Origin of the sequence: Fibrobacter sp. UWB12 (assembly GCF_900142485.1) — a bacterium.
Lineage (GTDB): Bacteria > Fibrobacterota > Fibrobacteria > Fibrobacterales > Fibrobacteraceae > Fibrobacter.
In genome coordinates this window covers 34,951-53,152 of the sequence record NZ_FRAZ01000010.1, presented here as the reverse complement: position 1 = coordinate 53,152, position 18,202 = coordinate 34,951, and the positions used below count along the sequence as shown (strand labels likewise).

The window sequence follows — 18,202 nt, the reverse complement described above, 5'->3', positions numbered from 1 at the left end:
TCCTAGATTCTTCGACTCCGTTGCACTCCGCTCAGGATGACACAATTATTCGACCCTCGCAGCACACCTTCCAAAATTAAACCTTTCTACGCAATATTCTTTCAGATCGAATAGTTCTATATTCTTCTTCAATACGATCCTTCATTGTTCCCTCAAAGATAGGGAACGGAGACGCGTGAGCTCTTCTTTCGGCTTCTTTCCAATCCAACTCTTCCTGACGCTTATCCTGATTCCTTTTCTGTTCAGCCAAACGTTCTTTTTCTTCTCTTCTTTTTTCTGCTTTTTCCTCATATTCCAATTGCATTTTAGCAATATCTTTAGAAACTCTAATAGCCCTTATTGACACAATAAGAGACGCTAAACTAATGACAATTGCGATTATTTCCATAATATTCCTTTACTAGATCCTTCGACTTCGTGCCTTACGGCACTCCGCTCAGGATGACACATGCTCTGTGGATCCTATCGCTGCGCTCCAGAATGATTCAGACCTAATTGAATTTCAAGTTGCTCAGTTGTTTCTGGATTTCCTTCTCAAGTTTGTGGCTTTCGGCGAACATGGCGGCGAGTTCTTCGGTGTCGGCTTTCATCTGGACGTTGAATTCGTCGGCGGTGATATCCACGTAGTCAATCTTGATGTCGAAATACTGGCCGGCGCTCAGGCTGTAGCCTTTTTCCTTGACTTCGCTGTAGGTCACGACTACGCTGAAGTCTTCGACGGCTTTGGCCTTGCGGAAGGTGGTCACGATTTTCTCGATTTCGTCATCTTCGAGGCGGACTTTCTTGAGACCGTTCGCGTCCTTGTATTCCTTGCCGAGTTTGCTTGCGTCAACGAGGGTGACTTTGTCGTTGTCGGTCTTTTTGCGGGTCTTGTCGAAGAAGAGCACGCTCACGTTGGTGCCGGTGTTCGCGAATACGTTGCTCGGCATGCTCACCACGCCATAGACGATGTGTTCGTCAACGATGCGTTCGAGGATTTTGTGCTCGATGCCGGATTTCGCGGTGATGAACCCGGTGGGGATAACGATGGCGCCCTTGCCGCCTGCCTTGATGCTGTTCACCACGTGCTGGATAAAGCAGGTGTAGATGGCCATGCTTTCCTTTTTCTTGTTCGGGACTTTCGGCACGCCTGCCCAGAAGCGGGCATTCCATTTCTTTTCGATGTCGTCGCGGGTGTCGCTGAAATCCATCTTGAAGGGCGGATTGCTCACCACGTAATCGAACTGCTTGAGGCTCTTGCCGTCGTCGCTCTTGTGGTAGGGTTCCAGGAGGGTGTCGCCCTGCACGGCGTGATCAAGGCTAGATACGAGTCCGTTCAAGAGCAGGTTCAGCTTGAGCATCTTGTTACTGCGCTGCGAGATGTCTTGCGCAAAGATGGTGCAGCGGTCTTCGCCAATCTGGTGGCTAAGCGCCATGAGCAAGGTACCGGTGCCTGCGCTGGGGTCGTAGCATTCTACGTTGTGCAGGTCGGCGTTGTCGCCCACCAAGAGGCGGGCCATGATTTTCGCGATGGCCTTGGGGGTGTAATATTCGGCGTACTTGCCGCCGCCTGCGGTGTTGTAGTCCTTGAGCAGGTATTCAAAGATGTCCGAGAAAAAGTCGTAGTGTTCGGCGAAGGCGTCTTCGAAGCTGAAGTTCACGAGTTTATCGACAAGGGCGCGGGCGAAGTTTGCACGTTGGGCGTCGTCGGTCACAAAGATGGTGAGCTTTTCGAAGATGGGAATTTTTGTCTCTTGCGCGGTCTTGGTGTAGAATACGTCCAGGTTGTCCTTTGCGATGGCGACCATGGTTTCGTCAAAAATCACGTCGAAATCGCCCTTGGCCTGCTTGTTCCAGAGGTTTGCAATCAGGTAGTCGGGCTTGAACACCGGGACTTCGGGCGGCAAGAAGAGGCACACCTTTTCGCGGTCGGCCTTGGAGAGTTTCGCGTATTCCTCTTCCCACTTGTCGGATTTTTTGAGGGCCTTCAGGCAAGGGGCATTAATTTTCTTGAGTTCAAAGCCGAACTTGTCGGCCATAAACTTGTACAAAAACACCTGAGTGATAATCTTATATTCGTTGCCGTCATTGCCCATGCCGTACGTTTGGCAAGTAGCCTTGAGAGAGTCGATAAGGGCAATGGTCTTGTCTTTGATGTTCATTTAATTTCCGTAGTAGGCGTTATACTGGTTTATATACTGCTTGGCGATGCGCTGCTGGATAAACAGGTAATCGGGCATTTCGGGCTTGATTTGCGGAAAATGCGCGAGCCCGTCTGCGATTTCTTTCATCACGGTCTTGCCGAAGTAGGCGTCCTGCTTGAGGATGTCGTTGCGGTCAAAAACTTTCGCGTCAATCGTTCCCTTGATAGTCAAGAGAGCCTGCACGATTTCTTCGTCGAACTTCGAGATAATCGGAGCCTGGTGCTTGGGTTCGCGGGCCTTGTTCTCTTCGCGGATGCGTTTGTGAACGTAGGCGAATTTCGTGTCGCCATTGTACTTGCGCAAAAGGGCTTCGTTTGATTTGCGAAGATCTTCGAGGCGTTTCAGGATATCGTTCATCGCCTGGTTCTGCTCGTTATAAACGGCAAGGTTTTCCGGGGTAAAGCCGTGCTTGTCAAAGATGCGTTTGAACTCCTGTTCCAATTCAACAAATACGGGGTCTTCGTGGTCGAAGTTATCCAGGAATCCGCGGAGTGCGCGCCTGTATTTTTCACGCAGTTCCGTGCCGTTGTCGATGATTTTCAGTTCTTCCGTGCCAATGCAGCTAAAGTTGAACTCGATGTTCATCATGGCTTCGTTCACGGCAAACTGAGTCGCTTCGCTATTGGTCCATGCCTCTTTCTGGTTAATCATCGCAATGCGGTGGTTCACTTCCGAAAGCATGAGCGGCAACTTTTCGATGTTCAGCTTTTCAAAGTCCTTTTTAAGGGCATCGTCACCGAAGGTGCGCACAAGGTTCATGGCATCTTTCGCGAGTTCCAACGCCTTGCGCAGTTCAATCAAAACCTTCTTGTCTTCAAGGCTAGAAATCTCGGTCGAGAAAACTTCCGCGTTGTCGGTGGTATAACTGAACAGAGCCTGACGCGCCACCTTCATGTGGTTGATAAGGGCGTCCTTATCTTCCATGACTTGATTGTACATGTCGGGCAAGTTATCGTCCGGGTCAGTATCGGCATCGTTGTAGCGGTTTAGTTCCTGCAAATATGCGGCATTGGTCTCGTCAAAATTCTTCTTGATGTCGGCAAAGTCAATCAAGAACCCGCGTTTCATGTTCTTGTACGGGCGATTCACACGTGTAATTGCCTGCAACAAATTATGATCTTCGATTTTGCGACCGAAATACAATCGCTTAAGACGCGGTGCATCAAAGCCCGTCAGCAACATGTTGTAAACAATCAGAATATCAATCGTGTAATTCTTCTTGAAATCGTTGATAATCTGCTTGCGGGTTTCCTTGTCATCGCTATCGAAAAGAATCAGGCCCGCTTTCAAATTGATTTTTTGGATGCGGTTTTCATTGAGTTCGTCCTGAATCTCATTGAAGAACTTGTACAAGTTTCGTGCCTGTTCCGAAGATTCAGCAATAATCATGCCGCCAAGGTCGTTGTCGCCCTGCATGGCACGGAACTTCACCAAATCATTGATGATGTAGCGAAGCAGCGCCTTAACGTATGTGGGGTGCCGAATAATCATGTCCTTCGAGACAGAACCCTTCTCCACCAGTTTCTGTACGCTTTCGTAAGCGTCATTCAGTTTTTTGCGGTAACTTGTTTCGATATCTTCGCGGATAATCTTTAACGTATAGCCGTCTTGAATGGAACGGTCGTAATAATACGTGTGAAAGTAATCGCCAAAGACCTTGCAGCTCGCCTTTTCGCTCCCGATGAGCGGTGTGCCGGTAAGTGCAATCTTGATGGCGTTCTTGTCGGCATTGAAAAGGTTCGAAAGGAAACATCCGCCCGGTTTGTAGCCGCGATGCGCTTCGTCCATAATGAACACGCGTTGCAAATTCGTGGCGTAATTCGGGAGTTCCACTTTCTCGGTGTCATTTTCAAACTTCTGAATGTTCACCACGGTAATTTCATCGACACCGGCGTTGCCCTGCAAGGCCTGCTGCGTGCGGAACTGCTCCATGAGTTCCGTGCGGGAATTTGCCGTTGTCACCTTGAGTCCACGATTGCTCAATTCTTCGGTTGCCTGCTCCAGCAAATCCAGGCGGTCTACAATAAAGTAGAATTTCGCGACCTTGTTCTGCTTGGCATAATAGTCCTTGAGGACTTTGCTCAAGTGGAAAGAAAGCGCCGTCTTGCCCGAACCCTGCGTATGCCATACAATGCCGGACGTTGCACCCGCTGCCAGTTTTTCACGGATAATCATGGCCGCAAAAAATTGCTGGTAACGCATAATGTGCTTTTCGTGGCGGCTCTCGATTTGGCCATCCTTCTCCTTTTCGACATGCAAGTAAGCAATGCCATACTTAAGCAAAAAGAGCAAACGCTCCGGGCTCACCATAGAAGTAAGCACGCGGTTCGTGGGCGTGTTGATATCGAGATTCGTCTTGTATTCCGGATTCTCTTTCAAGACCGGAACATTGAAATCCATCAGGACTCTCTTTTCGAGATCCGCAGGTATCGGCAAATAAGGATAATTGGCGTGGAACGGCGCGATTGCCGCACGCTTGGGGTTCTCTTCCCTGAAGCAGTTGAAACGCGCTTCGTTTTTCGCAGCCGTGCAATAGAACACGCCTTCAATCGGAACAACGCCGCCCTTGGCATCGTACTCCATGTTGTTGGAGAAAATCATCAACTGCGTGATGTTGATAAAACGGCGGAACTTTTTCTTCGGGAACCGTTCATCATTCATCCGCTTGCTTTCGGCCACCATGCCACCCACATTGTTCGGCTTCTTGACCTCAACGAACACGAGCGGAAGTCCGTTGATGAACAACGTAATGTCGGGGCGAAAACTTTCATCGCCATTCTTGCAAGTGAATTCCGCAGTACAATGGTAAGTGTTATTTTCGGGATGTTCAAAATCAATCAAGCGAAGCGGAGAGTAGCTGGTAAGGCGCTTGTAGAACTGCTGGCCCAAATCGTCGTCATCTAGTTCCTTCTGGATGTCCGAAAGTACGCTCTGCGCAGAGACAGTCGCAGTCGGATTCAACTTCTTGAACTGCTCCGCAAAAATGTCCACAAGGATGTTCGTTTCCGGGTCGTATGGAATTGCCGGCGTTGCGCCAGATGCACCCTTCGAAGTTGCCGATACAGGAACTGCGCCGGACTCTGAAATTTTCCCTAAATACGTGTAGCCGATGCGAGCCAAATGCTGAATCGCAGTCAGTTGAACGCGCGTCGCTTCCGTAAAAAGATTAGGCATAAAAACAGTATCGCTTGTGTGTATAAAACGCTCTTCGAGAATATAAGTTTTTATGCTGTCAGTAAAGTGTCATCGCAAAAAAAATATTGACTTTCGACGCATTTGAAAAAAAAGTCAATCTTACCTCTTGACGAATAGTGCACAAAAGTGTAGTTTTAGATAGTCGTTTAAAACATCTGCGTTTATAAAGCTTGTACGCAGAAAGGAGCACAAAATGTACAGCACCGCCAATGGCACCGTCACCGACGCCCAAGCCGCCGAAATCGATTCCCTCAACAACGAAATCTGGAAAAACTTCTGGAGCGTCCCCCGCGAAAAACGCACCAAAGCAGACTGGGAAAAGCTGCTCGATATACAAATATTGGTGAAAAAGGGCTAAAATAGGGCTGTGCGCTCTATTACTATAAACCTATACATTGACAAATAAACAAATATATTGTATTTTAAACAATGAAGTTTAAAGATATCTGCGACTATGCACGTAAAAAAGGCTGGGAGCTAGGGCGAATCAACGGTGACCACCACATATTCGTGAAGCAAGGCAAGCGACCCGTTCCCATACAACGAAACAAGCACGAGATAGAAGGCGTCTATCTCAAGCGCATCTTGAAACAATTTGACCAATAGAGGCATCCATGAATTACGCAGCGAAAATAGAGAAAGACAAGGACATGGGCTTCGTGGTTTCGTTCCCTGACCTGCCCAACGTGAACGCGTTCGGCGACACGCAGGAGGAAGCACTCAAGCAGGCGAAGGACGCGCTCGACGGTGCGATGGAATGCGACTTGGATCTCGGCAACACAATGATTCTTCCTAAGACGATGCCTGATTCCGACAAGGGGCTCTACCCGGTCGAACTCTCCCCGCGAATCGAAATCGCATACAAACTTTTTGAAGCGCGCAGGGGTCAAAAGAAAAGTGATGTGGCACGACGCGCAAACATCACCCCGCAAGCATACCAACGTTTCGAAACTCCGAAAGGATCACCTTCCATCGAGACGCTCTACAAGCTGGCACATGCCCTCGGCAAACAACTTGTAATTGAGTTCGTGTAATATCGGGCTTTGCCCTCCAGGAAGACAGCCCCCCCCTACTTGCAATGTTTCTTTAGCGCTGCGATGTACGCCTCGGCGTAGCGGGATTTGGTGATGCCTTTGCGCATAACATAACCGACGGTCATTTTGTCGTGGACATCAAGGCGTTTTGCGATGATGTTCTTGCCGTTGAGTTTGTGACTAATGACGCCAGAGCAAATCGTGTAGCCGTCAAGGCCAATGAGCAAGTTGAAAAGTGTTGCGCGGTCGCGGACCTTGATGTTTCGCGGGCAATCAAAATCGATAGCGGTGAGCGGTTCTTCGGCAAAATAGAACGAGTTGAAATCGCCCTGTTCATAAGTCAAATACGGGAACGGCTTGAGATCGGACAGTGTGATTTTTTCTTTTTTTGCAAGCGGATTTTTCGATGACATGAACACGTGAAGCGGTGTTGCAAAAAGCGGTTCAAACACAAGATTGTTCTTTTGAATGAGCTTGGTGATGACCTTTTCGTTTTTATCGCTGAGGTAAAGCACGCCCATTTCGCTTTTCATTTTGGCGACATCGTCAATGATTTCGTTGGTCTGCGTTTCGCGAAGCGTAAAATCGTAGCTCGGGCCACCGAACTTGCGGATAACATCGACAAATGCATTCACGGCAAAAGAATAGTGCTGGCAGCTGACGGAGAAAATCATATTGCCGCCCTTGCCGCCTTTATAGCGGTCTTCCAAGAGCGTCGCCTGTTCCAAAACCTGCCTTGCATACGAGAGGAATTCATCGCCTTCGTTTGTGATGGTCACGCCTTTGTTGGAGCGGTTGAAAATCGTGACACCCATTTCTTCTTCAAGTTCGTGGATAGCAGCGGTAAGGCTCGGTTGCGAGATAAAAACGCGCTTGGAAGCTTCGGTAATATTTCGCGTGTCCGCAATAGCAATGGCGTATTTAAGTTGTTGTAGAGTCATAAGTTTTCCTTATCGCTAGTTATAAATCACCATAGGAAAAATCTATGGTGAACGTATAAAAAATAGTATTTTACCGATGATAAAAAGTGAGGTATATTTGGAGCGTTCAAAAAACAAAGTAAAAAGGTAGGTAAAACACTATGAGCATTAAAACATCTGTAATTGGTTTCCCGCGTATCGGTAAGAATCGTGAACTTAAGTTTGCAAGCGAAAAGTTCTTCAAGGGCGAAATCTCTGAAGCAGAACTCCAGAAGGTCGCCGCAGAAATCCGCCAGTACGGTTGGCAGAAGCAGAAGGCCGCAGGTATCGACTTCATCCCGTCCAACGACTTCTCGTTCTACGATAATGTTCTCGACACTGCATTTTTGCTGAACGTCATTCCGGAACGCTACAGCAGCCTCGAATTGAGCACGCTCGAAAAGTATTTCGCCGCCGCCCACGGTTACCAGGGTGCAAAAGGCGACGTGAAGGCCCTCCCGATGAAGAAGTGGTTCAATACGAACTATCATTACATTGTTCCGGAAATTGACGATGCCACCGAAATCAAGCTCGTCGGCAAGAAACCGGTTGAAGAATTCAATGAAGCCAAATCGGCCGGAATTGAATCCGTTCCTACGCTTATCGGCGCATACACATTCCTCCGCCTCGCCCGCTACAACGGCAACAAGAAGGCCAAGGACTTCGCCGCAGCAGCTGTCAACGCTTACGCAGAACTCGCCGAAAAGCTCGCCACCGCAGGCGCCAAGTGGATTTCGTTCGCAGAACCGGCTCTCGTTTTCGATGTGACTGCAGAAGAACGCGAACTCTTCAAGACGATTTACGCAGAACTCTTGAGAAAGATCGGCGAAAAGAAGAACCTCAAGATTGCATTGCAGACTTACTTCGGTGACATCCGCGATGTTTATCAGGATGTGACCGCCCTCGGCTTTGACGCTATCGGTTTGGATTTCGTTGAAGGTCTTAAGTCTCTCGAACTTTTGAAGACTGGTTTCCCGAAGGACACGCTCCTCTTGGCAGGTGTCGTGAACGGTAAGAACATCTGGCGCGCCGATTACGCACAGAAGAATGCCATCCTCGACGAAATCAAAAAGGTCGTCGCTGCAGAAAACGTTGTTGTTGGCACTTCTTGCTCTCTCCTGCATGTACCTTACACGGTCGCTGCAGAACAGAAGCTCTCGGCTGACATTCTCAAGCACTTCGCATTCGCCGAAGAAAAGCTCGTAGAACTTGCAGAACTCGCAAGCGCTGACGCAGCCGCTCTCGAAAAGAATCGCGCACTCTTTGCAAGCGCACGCATCAACGAAAACAGCAATGTTCAAAAGCAGCTCGCCGCCCTCACTGCTGCTGATTTTGAACGCAAGCCGAGCCGTCTCGAACGCCGCGAAGTGCAAAAGGCAGAATTCAAGTTGCCAGCCTTCCCGACAACGACAATCGGTTCCTTCCCGCAGACTGCCGAAGTTCGCGCCAACCGTGCCGCATTCCGCAAGGGCGAAATTTCCAAGGAACAGTATGTGGAATTCAACAAGAAGAAGATTGCCGAATGCATCAAGTTGCAGGAAGAAATTGGCCTCGACGTGATTGTCCACGGTGAATTTGAACGCAATGACATGGTGGAATATTTCGGTTCGAAGATTGACGGCTTTGTGTTCACGCAGAACGCCTGGGTGCAGAGCTACGGTACCCGTTGCGTGAAGCCGCCTGTCGTGTGGGGTGACGTGAGCCGCAGCGCTCCGATTACGGTTGAATGGTCCGTTTTCGCACAAAGTTGCACCAAGAAGCCGGTGAAGGGCATGCTTACGGGTCCTGTCACGATTCTCAACTGGTCCTTCCCGCGTGAAGATGTTTCGCTCAAAACTCAGGCTCAGGAAATCGGCCTTGCCATCCGTGATGAAGTTTTGGACCTCGAAAAGAACGGCATCAGAATCATCCAGATTGACGAAGCCGCCCTCCGCGAAAAGTTGCCGCTCCGCAAGAGCGACTGGCACAAGGAATACCTCGACTGGGCCATTCCGGCATTCCGCCTGGTTCACGCCAAGGTCAAGCCCGAAACGCAGATCCACACGCACATGTGCTATAGCGAATTTAACGACATCGTCCGCGATATCGACAACATGGACGCTGACGTGATCACGTTCGAAGCCAGCCGTTCTGACCTCAAGCTGCTCGACGCCTTGAACGACGCCAAGTTCGAAACGCAGGTGGGCCCGGGTGTTTACGACATCCACTCTCCGCGTGTACCGTCTGAACAAGAAATCGTTGACGCGCTCCACAAGATTATCGCAAAGGTTCCGCAGGCTAATGTGTGGGTGAACCCGGATTGCGGTCTCAAGACTCGTGGCGAAACCGAAACGACGGCAAGCCTCAAGAACCTCGTTGCCGCCGCCAAGAAGCTGCGCGAAGAAAAGTAAAAAGTTACACCTCTACTGTCGTTGCAAGGAACACCTCTCTTTACTGATAGACAGATTCCAAGTTCGCTCTCGTCTATCCTTCCTTCCCCTTGCGATGGCGGTAAACGAACTAATCCCCGTGTGCGTAATGCCGCGGGGATTTCCATTTATACACAAATTTCATCAAAAACAATCTCTAACTAAATTCTATCACCGCAGCGTTTCTATAGCAAAAATCTATAACAAAGCATAAAAAAGTAGTATATATAATAGGGCTTGCGACCACCCCACCCCATTGCTATCTTTGTGCCGCATTTGAAAGAAGCATCAAAAAACAAATGCAAGAAATAATGGATCCTATCGCCTTCGGCTTCAGGATGACGAAAGCGAAGCGACAAGCGAAAGAGACAACAGGAGGTGCAACATGGAAAAACGTACGGGTCTTTTTGCAAATGGAATTATTTGGTTTGGCGTTGCCATCTCCGTTTCCGAAATTGAAGCGGGTATAGAAATTGGTGCCGCATCCGCAGCGGATTCACTTTGGCTCCCGCTCGTGCTCGGCCACATTCTGGGCGGCATCTTGCTCTTTTTCGTGGGCCTCATCGGTGCGCGTATTCGCTTGAACGCCATGGAAACGACAAAATCTACGTTCGGCAAATACGGTTCCAAGTTCTTCGCCGCTCTGAACACATTTCAGTTGCTCGCTTGGGTTGCCGTTTTGAACGCGCAGGGCGCTTCGGCTTTGGCTGGGCTCAACTTGCCGATTTCATTTCCGCTCACATGCGTGATTCTCGCCGCTCTCATTGCCGCCTGGGTTTACGTTGGCATCCGCCGTTCCGCCAACGTGACGACCGTCGTGATGGCCGCTCTCACGGTTTTGCTCGCTATTCTTTCTGTGAAGTTGTTCGGACTCAATAGCTCCGGCGCAGTTACAAGTGCCGCAGGTGCCGTAGCCGGAAACGCAGCAACCGCCACCGCGCTCAAGTTCTGGAACATCTTTGAAATTTCCATCGCCATGCCGATTTCTTGGTTGCCCGTGATTTCGGACTACACGAAGGATGCCGAAAAACCTGTAAAGGCAACATCAATTTCTGCAATCGCTTACACATTTGCAAGCCTCTGGATGTACATCATCGGTATCGAAATTTCGGGCATTGGCGCAAGCAACAACATCGCGCAAGCCATTCTCCTTGCAGGTCTTGGCATCCCGGGAATCATCATCGTAGTACTCTCGACAGTAACAACAAACTTCCTTGCAGCAAACTCCGCAGGCGAATCTTCCAAGGCGATTTACAGTAAAATAAATCCAAAAATTGCAGGTGTCGTCGTGAGTTTCTTGAGCGCAGCGCTCGCTATTTCGGGAATCATGGAACACTACATCAGCTTCCTTTACCTGATCGCCTCCGTATTCGCCCCGATGGCCGCTGTTCTTTTGGTTTCGTTCTACTTCTCCAAGGATCGCACAGAATCGCTCGGCGTTTGGCTCTGGAACATTTTCGCCTGGCTCGCAGGCTTTATCGCCTACCAAGTAGCAGAACATTTCGATTCCGTTTTCCTTGGCCCCACGCTCCTTGCAGTTATCGTTTCGGCAGCATTTGCATCCGTGCGCGTACTCTCCGAAAGAAAATAACGCGCTAACGTTTGTCTTTTTCTATTTTTTCAATCGCCATGTCACAGAAGAAAATCGCGTTAATTAATGATGTTACAGGATTTGGTCGGTGCTCCATCGCTGTCATGGCACCGATTGTTTCCGCCATGAAAATCCAAGCGGTTACCGTGCCAACTGCAGTTCTTTCGGCACACACGCAGTTCCCTGAATATTACTTCGACGATTACACTTCAAAAATGCGCGATTACATTCAAACCTACAAGGATTTGAATTTATCATTCGACGCCATTGCTTCCGGATTCCTCGGTTCCGAAGAGCAAGTGGATATCGTGATTGACTTTTTCAAGACATTCAAGAAAAACGGCACATTCACATTGGTAGACCCGGTGATGGGTGATTACGGGCGACTTTACGAAACTTATACGCCTAGTTTGTGCGAAAAGATGAAAGCACTTGTTCATTATGCCGATATCTTGACGCCTAACCTCACCGAACTTTGCACCTTGACGGATGTCAAGTACCGCACCGAAGGATTCAGCGACGTAGAACTTGCCGACATGTGCCGCAAGCTTGCAGAACAGGGCCCCGAACACATCGTAGTCACCGGAATTCCCTACAATTCCAAGCAAATCATGAACTTTGTTTACAGCAAAGGCGAAGAACCGCGTATTGTCATGGTCGACCGCATCGGTGGTGACCGCAGCGGAACCGGCGATGTCATCAGTTCAATTATCGCAGGCATGTACATGAACGGCCACGACTTTTACGAGTCAGTCAAAAAGGCCGCTGACTTTGTCTCTAAATGCCTACGCTATTGCGAAGACAACAATGTTCCCACGCATTGGGGGCTCTGCTTTGAAATGTACCTTCGCGACTTGATGGAGGATTAAAATGGTTGTATATACAGTGACAGGAAACGTCGGGGAAGCCGGCTATTTGGACATTGCAAACAGCGGCGATATCACAGGCAAGAACATTTACGTGAACATGACTAACCGCTGCCCTTGCAGCTGCGTTTTTTGCTTGCGCCAGACAAAGAAAATGATGGAAGGCAATTCCCTTTGGCTCAAAGGTGGCGAGCCAAGTGTCGAAAACGTTCTTGGTATTTTTGCAAAGTACGATCTTTCCGTCATTAACGAACTCGTGTTTTGCGGCTACGGTGAACCGCTCGAACGCTTGCACGATGTCTGCAAAGTCATCGATGAATTAAAAACAAAGTATCCAAAATTAAAAATTCGCCTCAACACAAACGGGCTCGCCAACTTGATTCACGGCGAAGACATCACACCGCAACTTGAAGGACGTTTCGATACCGTTTCGATTTCGATGAATGCGCCGACTGCCGAAGAATTCTTGGAGCTCACACGATCAAGATTTGGCATCAAGTCGTTTGACGCGCTGAAAGAATTTGCAGCACTTGCAAAATTCCATGTGCCAAACGTAATCATGACCGTTGTCGAAAAGGTCATGCCCGAAGAAAAAATCGAACAATGCCGCAAAATCTGCAACGAACTCGGCGTCACGCTGAGAGTAAGGCCCTTCGAAAGCTAAGGAATAAAGCTAAGAAATGCGGCCGCCGACAAAATCGGTGGCATTTTTTCGTACTCCCTACGTCATCTCTTTCCACTTGATAAACAAGCTTTTCGCTTTCTGGAAATAGGCGCGGGTCTTCTCGGGTTCGATAAAGAATGTCGCTACACAAACAACAAGGAATGTGCTGAATATCAGTCCAATAAAAACGCCAGCCACATAATAGCCGCCATACATGTTTTCGCGCATATACCCTAGCGAGCCCCATAACATTTGGACAAACGCTATCACGGCATAAATTTTCAATACCAAAGAATTTCTTTTTACGATGGCGAACACGCCTACTGCAATAGGTAATAAAATCAACGCCGCATTCATAATGGAAAATGATTCTACAAAATTTTCCGGACCTTTACTAAACAAACTCATAACAGATTTAATGACGTCATTTGCCCCATCGACCATGAAAAATGCCGCGCAAAATTGAAGCAAACCAAATTGCGTAGCCGTTTTAGGTTTAATGAAAAATACAGCAGCAACAAAAACTGTCAGGGGGGTCACAATGCGTTCAAGCAGACGATTAAAGAGATAAGCATTATCAACACCAAGTGGCAAATAAATGCGGTTAAAATTCACAATATCTACTATTATTCCGCTCAAAATGGAAATAATTATAAACACGGCGTAGATTTTCAGAATCAACACATTCTTTTTAACAAGCGCAACTATTCCTAACGCAAAAACAACCACATACAAAAGAACTGTTACAATATAAAATCCTATAGGGTTGACATCCCCCGTCATTTCTGCGGTAAACTTATTGAAAAGCAGACTCGCAATGTTATATAGCGAGTTCATAATCATGATAGCCGCACAAATTCTAAACAATTGCAAATTCATAAATTATCCTTTAATTTTCTGTAAGCAAGTTTTCACCCACTCGGGCTTAATGAAGAATACCGCAATAGCAATCACAGTAGATGTATTAAAAATGGCATAGGAAACAAGCGAGGTCACAATATAAGGGTCAAATCCAGAGGTACGAATAGAACTGAGTAAATTCAACAAAATTTGAACAAATGTCATTAAAGACCCTACTACCAAAACAGGCACATTTTTTTTAACAAGGGCAAATATACCGACCGCCAAACAAACAACACCAAAGAAAGCAAGTTGAAAAACGGGAGGTTGCGTAAAAACAAAATGTATCAAGCCATTTAATCCACTTACAACAAAACAAATGGCACAAAGTCGGAAGAGACCTAAATTAAAGTTTTCATTCACAATAGCAATCTCGTTTTCTTCGACACGCTTTTTGGATGCAACAAAGAACGCGGCCACAGCAACGACTACGTTCACGTTAAAAATCAAGCTAACGAATTTCTGGCCAAGATGCTCTTTTACCATTTCATTCCCTAACAAGGCGCTTATAAAATTAACAGCAAATGCTCCCAACACAATCCAGATGAGGAACAGCACAGCCGATATTTTTAAGGCCGTTACATTATTTTTGACAAGCGTAATTATCCCCAGCGTTAAAAAAACGACGACGGTCAAAACACCTAATACAAATGGGAAGAAAACCCCTGACGCAATCAACAGTCCGACCGTTCCAAGCAAATCTTCAAATGACGAATTCGTAAGCGCGCTCCACAGCGAACTGAAAAATCCACCATGCCTAGCCATAACAGACAAATTGGCAACTAGGTTCAACAAGTTCACAATGAACACAATAGCGCAAACCCTGAGTAAAGCCAGATTCATAACCCCTCTATTATTGGATTAAATACTTTTCCAGTTCCGGGAACGCATCGGAAGTAAAGAACATCCAGCGTCCCTTAGCCATCAACCAGCCAGCCCATCCATTTTTAGGATTTCTCTGTTGGGTTAATTTAAAAACATCCTGTTTTATCGTAATGCTATTACCAAGCAAAAAGGTAATCCGCACAAGTTCATTTTCAAGGAATTCGACTTTCTGCGGAGCTATATGTAGGGCAACAAAGCAATAATAAAGCAAGAACAATTCCTTGAAAACCCACATAAAATTTATAGTATCATACGCTCCGGTATTTACCATAACAACAATGGATTTCACAAGCCAAAAAGCACCGAAAAAGAACAACGCCACCGATCCCCAAGTCATGCTTTTGCTTTTAGAAACATATACTTTATTTTCTTCCATTCTATTACCTCGTTCTAAAAATAAAAAACGGCCCAGATTTTTCAGCTATTTATCCCTGCGCACTTTCCTATACCACACGGTAAACCACACGCAAGCCACGGCAAGGCAAACAAGGCCCAAAAGATAGCCAATGCAGTCGGGCAAATGAAGCGTCTGGCGCGAAACGAAGAAGTATGTCGTACAAACGGTGGTCATAAACAGGGCTGGAATAAGGGACACCCAAAAATTCTTCCGTTCCTGCACCAGATAGACTGTAATCGCCCATAGAGTAAATACAGAAAGCGTTTGGTTAAAAAATCCAAAGTATTGCCAAATAGTATTGAATCCATCGGGAACCTTGATTTGCCACACCAATATGGCGATAGACGTCGCAAACATGGGTACGCAAATGTAGAGACGATTGCGGATGGGACGCTGATCGATTTTCAGCCAATCCGCCACGATAAGGCGGCCGGAGCGAAATGCCGTATCACCACTGCTAATGGGAGCCGCGACCACACCTAATACGGCAAGGACTGCCCCTACAACGCCCAACCATTCATTACACACCAAATGCACCACCATCGGGGCCGAGGTGAAGAAACCATCCTTTGCACCTGAAATCTGTTCGTAGCCCGGTGGGCCTGCATAGAAAAACCACATGGAAACGGTAGCGCAAACAAGAGCAACAACGCCTTCGGTAATCATCGCTCCGTAGAACACGCGACGGCCCATGCGCTCACTTGCGAGGCAACGCGCCATCATCGGGGTCTGCGTACCATGAAAACCAGAAATAGCACCACAGGCAATAGTAATGAAAAGTGCAGGGAAAATATGGTCCGTAAATTTTCCTGGATTTGCACTAGCCCCCATATTGTGCAGGTTCGACCAAATTTCTGGCAGTTGCGGCATCTTGACAAAGAGCATCACCATCAACGCCCCAGCCGTAAGCAGGAGCGAAATAGCAAACAAAGGATAAACCTTCCCAATAATTTTGTCGATGGGTGTCATCGCGGCGATCACGTAATAGACAAAGATGATAGCCACCCACATCATCACGTCACCGCCCAGCGTATGCAAAATTACCGCTGGAGAATAGACAAACACCGTTCCCGCAATGACCAAAGGAAACACGGTCAGCAACAACATGACCTTCCTCGTCTTGTCGCCCAGATACTTGCCAATCAGTTCGGGCATTCCCGCACCGCCGTTACGCATAGACAACATTCCGTTCAGGTAGTCGTGAACTGCCCCCGCAAAAATACAGCCAAGCACAATCCAGAGATAAGCGACTGGACCGAATTTTGCCCCCATGATTCCACCGAAGATGGGGCCCGTGCCAGCAATATTCAGAAACTGGATCGTATAAACTTTCCAACCGGGAAGTGCGATATAGTCCAGCCCGTCTTTTTTAGAAACTGCGGGAGTCTCACGGTCATCGGGACCGAACACGCGTTCCACAAAGCGGCCATAGAAAAAGTAACCCAGGATTAGGGCTGCAAGGCTCAGGATAAAAGAAATCATATAATCAAATTATACAATTTAATAGACAAAAAACGACCCAGATTTCATTCCGAGTCGTTTTGAAATTGACTAGATCCTTCGCGACTTTCGCCGCTCAGGATGACGTCTGCGACGTCACTTCACGAAGGCGGCGTAGATGGCCTTGATAGCCTTTTCGGTATCGGCTTCGTCAACACCGGTGATGATGTTAATCTGGGAAGAACCCTGGTCGATAATGCGGACGTTCACCTTGCTTTCTGCGAGAGCCGTAAAGAGCTTTGCAGCAACACCGATCTTGTTCGTCATGCCATGACCCACGGTAGCGATAAGAGCGATGCCCGGGAAAATCTTGATACGGTCCGGACGCATCTGCTGAGTGATGTCTTCAAGAACAACGTCCTGCACGGCGTCGAGAGCCTTGGAATCCACGACGATGCTCATGGAGTCAATTGCACTCGGGCAAAGTTCGTAGGAGAGTCCTTCGCTTTCGAGAACGGCGAGCACGCGGCGGCCAAAGCCAACTTCCTTGTTCATCATGGACTTTTCGATGTAGATCATCGAGAAGCCCTTGCGGCCTGCAACACCCGTAATCGGGAGCTTTGCGCTTTCCGGAGTCGGGCCAATGATGGTGCCGGCGTCTTCCGGGCGGTTCGTGTTGCGGATGTTGATAGGAATCTTCTTGGCGCGGCACGGAGCGATGGATTCGTCGTGGAGTACGCTTGCACCGGAGTAAGCGAGTTCGCGGATTTCGCGGTAGCTCACGTATTCGATCGGGAGCGGATTTTCGACGATGCGCGGGTCAGCCATGAGCATGCCCGAAACGTCGGTCCAGTTTTCGTACTTGGCAGCGTCAATGCCGTTTGCAAGGATAGCGCCCGTGATGTCGGAACCGCCACGGCTGAAGGTCTTCACTTCGCCACGGAGGTTAGAGCCATAGAAGCCCGGCAAGACGTACAACTGATTTTCATCGCCGAGAGCCTTTGCAATTTCTTCGTAGGTCTTCGGAGCAATGCGATACTTGTCATCGAAAGTGATGAGCGGGTAGCTATCGACAAAGTTTGCACCGAGGTACTTGGCCATGAGACGAGCGCAGAGGAATTCGCCACGGCTCACGAGGAAGTCCGTGCTTACGGATTCCGGATGGTTCTTGAGCTTGTCTTCGAGACTGTCGAGGTCTTCGGTAAGCTTGTCTTCAAGACCCAGGTCCTTGCAAATTTCATCATAACGCTGACGGATCAGGTTCCACGGCGTGGAGAAATCGAGGCCCTTGGAGGCGAGATCATAGGTGCTGTAGAGGAGGTCGGTCAGTTTGGTTTCTTTCGGGTTACGCTTGCCCGGAGCAGAAACGACGATGACTTTGCGGTTCTTGTCGCTTTCGACAATGGCCTTGATTTTTTTGAACTGACCTGCGTCGGCGACAGAGGAGCCACCGAACTTACATACGATTCTAGACATGTTATTCCTTTGGGCCGCTGACCTCTCAGCTTCAAGCTTGACCGCTTTCCTCGCGATTGTCGTGCCCAAGCCTACCCATCTGGCCAGCCACTTGGTTTTTGTGCAATGTAGCAGCGGCACTTTACCGCCGCGCGGGCAAATATAGCTAAAGGCGAGAGTCGTGGCAATGGGGCTTGCACCAATTGACATGACCGAGCCGACTAT

The 18,202-nt window shown here is 48.2% G+C and carries 16 protein-coding genes; 7 read left to right on the top strand and 9 right to left on the bottom strand.

Annotated features, from left to right (window positions below):
• Positions 1 to 76 precede the first annotated feature (76 nt).
• From BUA34_RS13980 to BUA34_RS13970, 3 genes are all read right to left on the bottom strand, one after another.
• Positions 77 to 388, bottom strand: a complete 312-nt coding sequence (locus tag BUA34_RS13980; RefSeq protein ID WP_072830616.1) for a hypothetical protein — start codon at positions 386 to 388, stop codon at positions 77 to 79.
• 103 nt (positions 389 to 491) lie between these two features.
• Positions 492 to 2,141 (bottom strand): N-6 DNA methylase, encoded by a 1,650-nt coding sequence (locus tag BUA34_RS13975; RefSeq protein ID WP_072830614.1) that lies wholly within the window; start codon positions 2,139 to 2,141, stop codon positions 492 to 494.
• On the bottom strand, positions 2,142 to 5,357 hold the full coding sequence (locus tag BUA34_RS13970) for a type I restriction endonuclease subunit R (RefSeq protein WP_072830612.1): 3,216 nt from the start codon (positions 5,355 to 5,357) through the stop codon (positions 2,142 to 2,144).
• A 214-nt stretch (positions 5,358 to 5,571) separates the two neighbouring features.
• Between BUA34_RS13970 and BUA34_RS15955 the strand changes: the two genes are divergently transcribed.
• The 3 genes from BUA34_RS15955 (at position 5,572) to BUA34_RS13960 (ending at position 6,412) form a co-directional block, all read left to right on the top strand.
• A complete protein-coding gene (locus tag BUA34_RS15955; protein WP_175545464.1) occupies positions 5,572 to 5,736 on the top strand; it encodes a hypothetical protein in 165 nt (54 codons plus the stop codon).
• A gap of 71 nt (positions 5,737 to 5,807) precedes the next feature.
• On the top strand, positions 5,808 to 5,984 hold the full coding sequence (locus tag BUA34_RS16300; protein ID WP_083579805.1) for a type II toxin-antitoxin system HicA family toxin: 177 nt from the start codon (positions 5,808 to 5,810) through the stop codon (positions 5,982 to 5,984).
• 8 nt (positions 5,985 to 5,992) lie between these two features.
• Positions 5,993 to 6,412: a type II toxin-antitoxin system HicB family antitoxin gene (locus tag BUA34_RS13960; RefSeq protein ID WP_072830610.1), complete on the top strand. Its 420-nt coding sequence runs from the start codon at positions 5,993 to 5,995 to the stop codon at positions 6,410 to 6,412.
• Positions 6,413 to 6,447: 35 nt separating this feature from the next.
• Here the strand turns inward: BUA34_RS13960 and BUA34_RS13955 are convergent, their stop codons facing one another.
• Positions 6,448 to 7,353 (bottom strand): LysR family transcriptional regulator, encoded by a 906-nt coding sequence (locus BUA34_RS13955; protein ID WP_072830608.1) that lies wholly within the window; start codon positions 7,351 to 7,353, stop codon positions 6,448 to 6,450.
• A 140-nt stretch (positions 7,354 to 7,493) separates the two neighbouring features.
• Here BUA34_RS13955 and metE point away from each other — a divergent pair, with 140 nt between their 5' ends.
• The 4 genes from metE to BUA34_RS13935 all read left to right on the top strand — a co-directional run bounded on the left by metE (position 7,494) and on the right by BUA34_RS13935 (position 12,900).
• A complete protein-coding gene (gene metE / locus BUA34_RS13950) occupies positions 7,494 to 9,761 on the top strand; it encodes a 5-methyltetrahydropteroyltriglutamate--homocysteine S-methyltransferase (protein WP_175545463.1) in 2,268 nt (755 codons plus the stop codon).
• A gap of 403 nt (positions 9,762 to 10,164) precedes the next feature.
• The gene (locus BUA34_RS13945; RefSeq protein ID WP_072830606.1) at positions 10,165 to 11,370 is read left to right on the top strand and encodes a cytosine permease; all 1,206 of its coding nucleotides are present in this window, start codon (positions 10,165 to 10,167) and stop codon (positions 11,368 to 11,370) included.
• A gap of 38 nt (positions 11,371 to 11,408) precedes the next feature.
• Entirely contained in the window at positions 11,409 to 12,239 is an 831-nt protein-coding gene (locus tag BUA34_RS13940) for a pyridoxamine kinase (protein WP_072830697.1), read from the top strand.
• 1 nt (position 12,240) lies between these two features.
• Positions 12,241 to 12,900, top strand: a complete 660-nt coding sequence (locus BUA34_RS13935; protein ID WP_072830604.1) for a TatD family nuclease-associated radical SAM protein — start codon at positions 12,241 to 12,243, stop codon at positions 12,898 to 12,900.
• Positions 12,901 to 12,957: 57 nt separating this feature from the next.
• Here BUA34_RS13935 and BUA34_RS13930 read toward each other — a convergent pair whose 3' ends face one another.
• The 5 genes from BUA34_RS13930 to BUA34_RS13910 all read right to left on the bottom strand — a co-directional run bounded on the left by BUA34_RS13930 (position 12,958) and on the right by BUA34_RS13910 (position 17,998).
• Positions 12,958 to 13,779, bottom strand: coding sequence for a hypothetical protein (locus BUA34_RS13930; RefSeq protein WP_072830602.1), 822 nt, complete (start codon positions 13,777 to 13,779; stop codon positions 12,958 to 12,960).
• 3 nt (positions 13,780 to 13,782) lie between these two features.
• Entirely contained in the window at positions 13,783 to 14,643 is an 861-nt protein-coding gene (locus BUA34_RS13925) for a hypothetical protein (protein WP_072830600.1), read from the bottom strand.
• 10 nt (positions 14,644 to 14,653) lie between these two features.
• Positions 14,654 to 15,061: a hypothetical protein gene (locus BUA34_RS13920; protein ID WP_072830598.1), complete on the bottom strand. Its 408-nt coding sequence runs from the start codon at positions 15,059 to 15,061 to the stop codon at positions 14,654 to 14,656.
• A 45-nt stretch (positions 15,062 to 15,106) separates the two neighbouring features.
• Positions 15,107 to 16,564, bottom strand: coding sequence for a carbon starvation CstA family protein (locus BUA34_RS13915; RefSeq protein WP_072830596.1), 1,458 nt, complete (start codon positions 16,562 to 16,564; stop codon positions 15,107 to 15,109).
• Positions 16,565 to 16,678: 114 nt separating this feature from the next.
• Positions 16,679 to 17,998 (bottom strand): aspartate kinase, encoded by a 1,320-nt coding sequence (locus BUA34_RS13910; RefSeq protein WP_072830594.1) that lies wholly within the window; start codon positions 17,996 to 17,998, stop codon positions 16,679 to 16,681.
• Positions 17,999 to 18,202: the final 204 nt, after the last annotated feature.

Excerpts from the sequence above, each read along its gene's own strand:
- BUA34_RS13915 (WP_072830596.1), bottom strand. The coding sequence starts at position 16,564 with ATGATTTCTTTTATCCTGAGCCTTGCAGCCCTAATCCTGGGTTACTTT.
- BUA34_RS13945 (WP_072830606.1), top strand. The coding sequence starts at position 10,165 with ATGGAAAAACGTACGGGTCTTTTTGCAAATGGAATTATTTGGTTTGGC.
- BUA34_RS13940 (WP_072830697.1), top strand. The coding sequence starts at position 11,409 with ATGTCACAGAAGAAAATCGCGTTAATTAATGATGTTACAGGATTTGGT.
- BUA34_RS13970 (WP_072830612.1), bottom strand. The coding sequence starts at position 5,357 with ATGCCTAATCTTTTTACGGAAGCGACGCGCGTTCAACTGACTGCGATT.
- metE (WP_175545463.1), top strand. The coding sequence starts at position 7,494 with ATGAGCATTAAAACATCTGTAATTGGTTTCCCGCGTATCGGTAAGAAT.
- BUA34_RS13955 (WP_072830608.1), bottom strand. The coding sequence starts at position 7,353 with ATGACTCTACAACAACTTAAATACGCCATTGCTATTGCGGACACGCGA.
- BUA34_RS13930 (WP_072830602.1), bottom strand. The coding sequence starts at position 13,779 with ATGAATTTGCAATTGTTTAGAATTTGTGCGGCTATCATGATTATGAAC.
- BUA34_RS13910 (WP_072830594.1), bottom strand. The coding sequence starts at position 17,998 with ATGTCTAGAATCGTATGTAAGTTCGGTGGCTCCTCTGTCGCCGACGCA.
- BUA34_RS13975 (WP_072830614.1), bottom strand. The coding sequence starts at position 2,141 with ATGAACATCAAAGACAAGACCATTGCCCTTATCGACTCTCTCAAGGCT.
- BUA34_RS15955 (WP_175545464.1), top strand. The coding sequence starts at position 5,572 with ATGTACAGCACCGCCAATGGCACCGTCACCGACGCCCAAGCCGCCGAA.
- BUA34_RS13960 (WP_072830610.1), top strand. The coding sequence starts at position 5,993 with ATGAATTACGCAGCGAAAATAGAGAAAGACAAGGACATGGGCTTCGTG.
- BUA34_RS13925 (WP_072830600.1), bottom strand. The coding sequence starts at position 14,643 with ATGAATCTGGCTTTACTCAGGGTTTGCGCTATTGTGTTCATTGTGAAC.
- BUA34_RS16300 (WP_083579805.1), top strand. The coding sequence starts at position 5,808 with ATGAAGTTTAAAGATATCTGCGACTATGCACGTAAAAAAGGCTGGGAG.
- BUA34_RS13935 (WP_072830604.1), top strand. The coding sequence starts at position 12,241 with ATGGTTGTATATACAGTGACAGGAAACGTCGGGGAAGCCGGCTATTTG.
- BUA34_RS13980 (WP_072830616.1), bottom strand. The coding sequence starts at position 388 with ATGGAAATAATCGCAATTGTCATTAGTTTAGCGTCTCTTATTGTGTCA.
- BUA34_RS13920 (WP_072830598.1), bottom strand. The coding sequence starts at position 15,061 with ATGGAAGAAAATAAAGTATATGTTTCTAAAAGCAAAAGCATGACTTGG.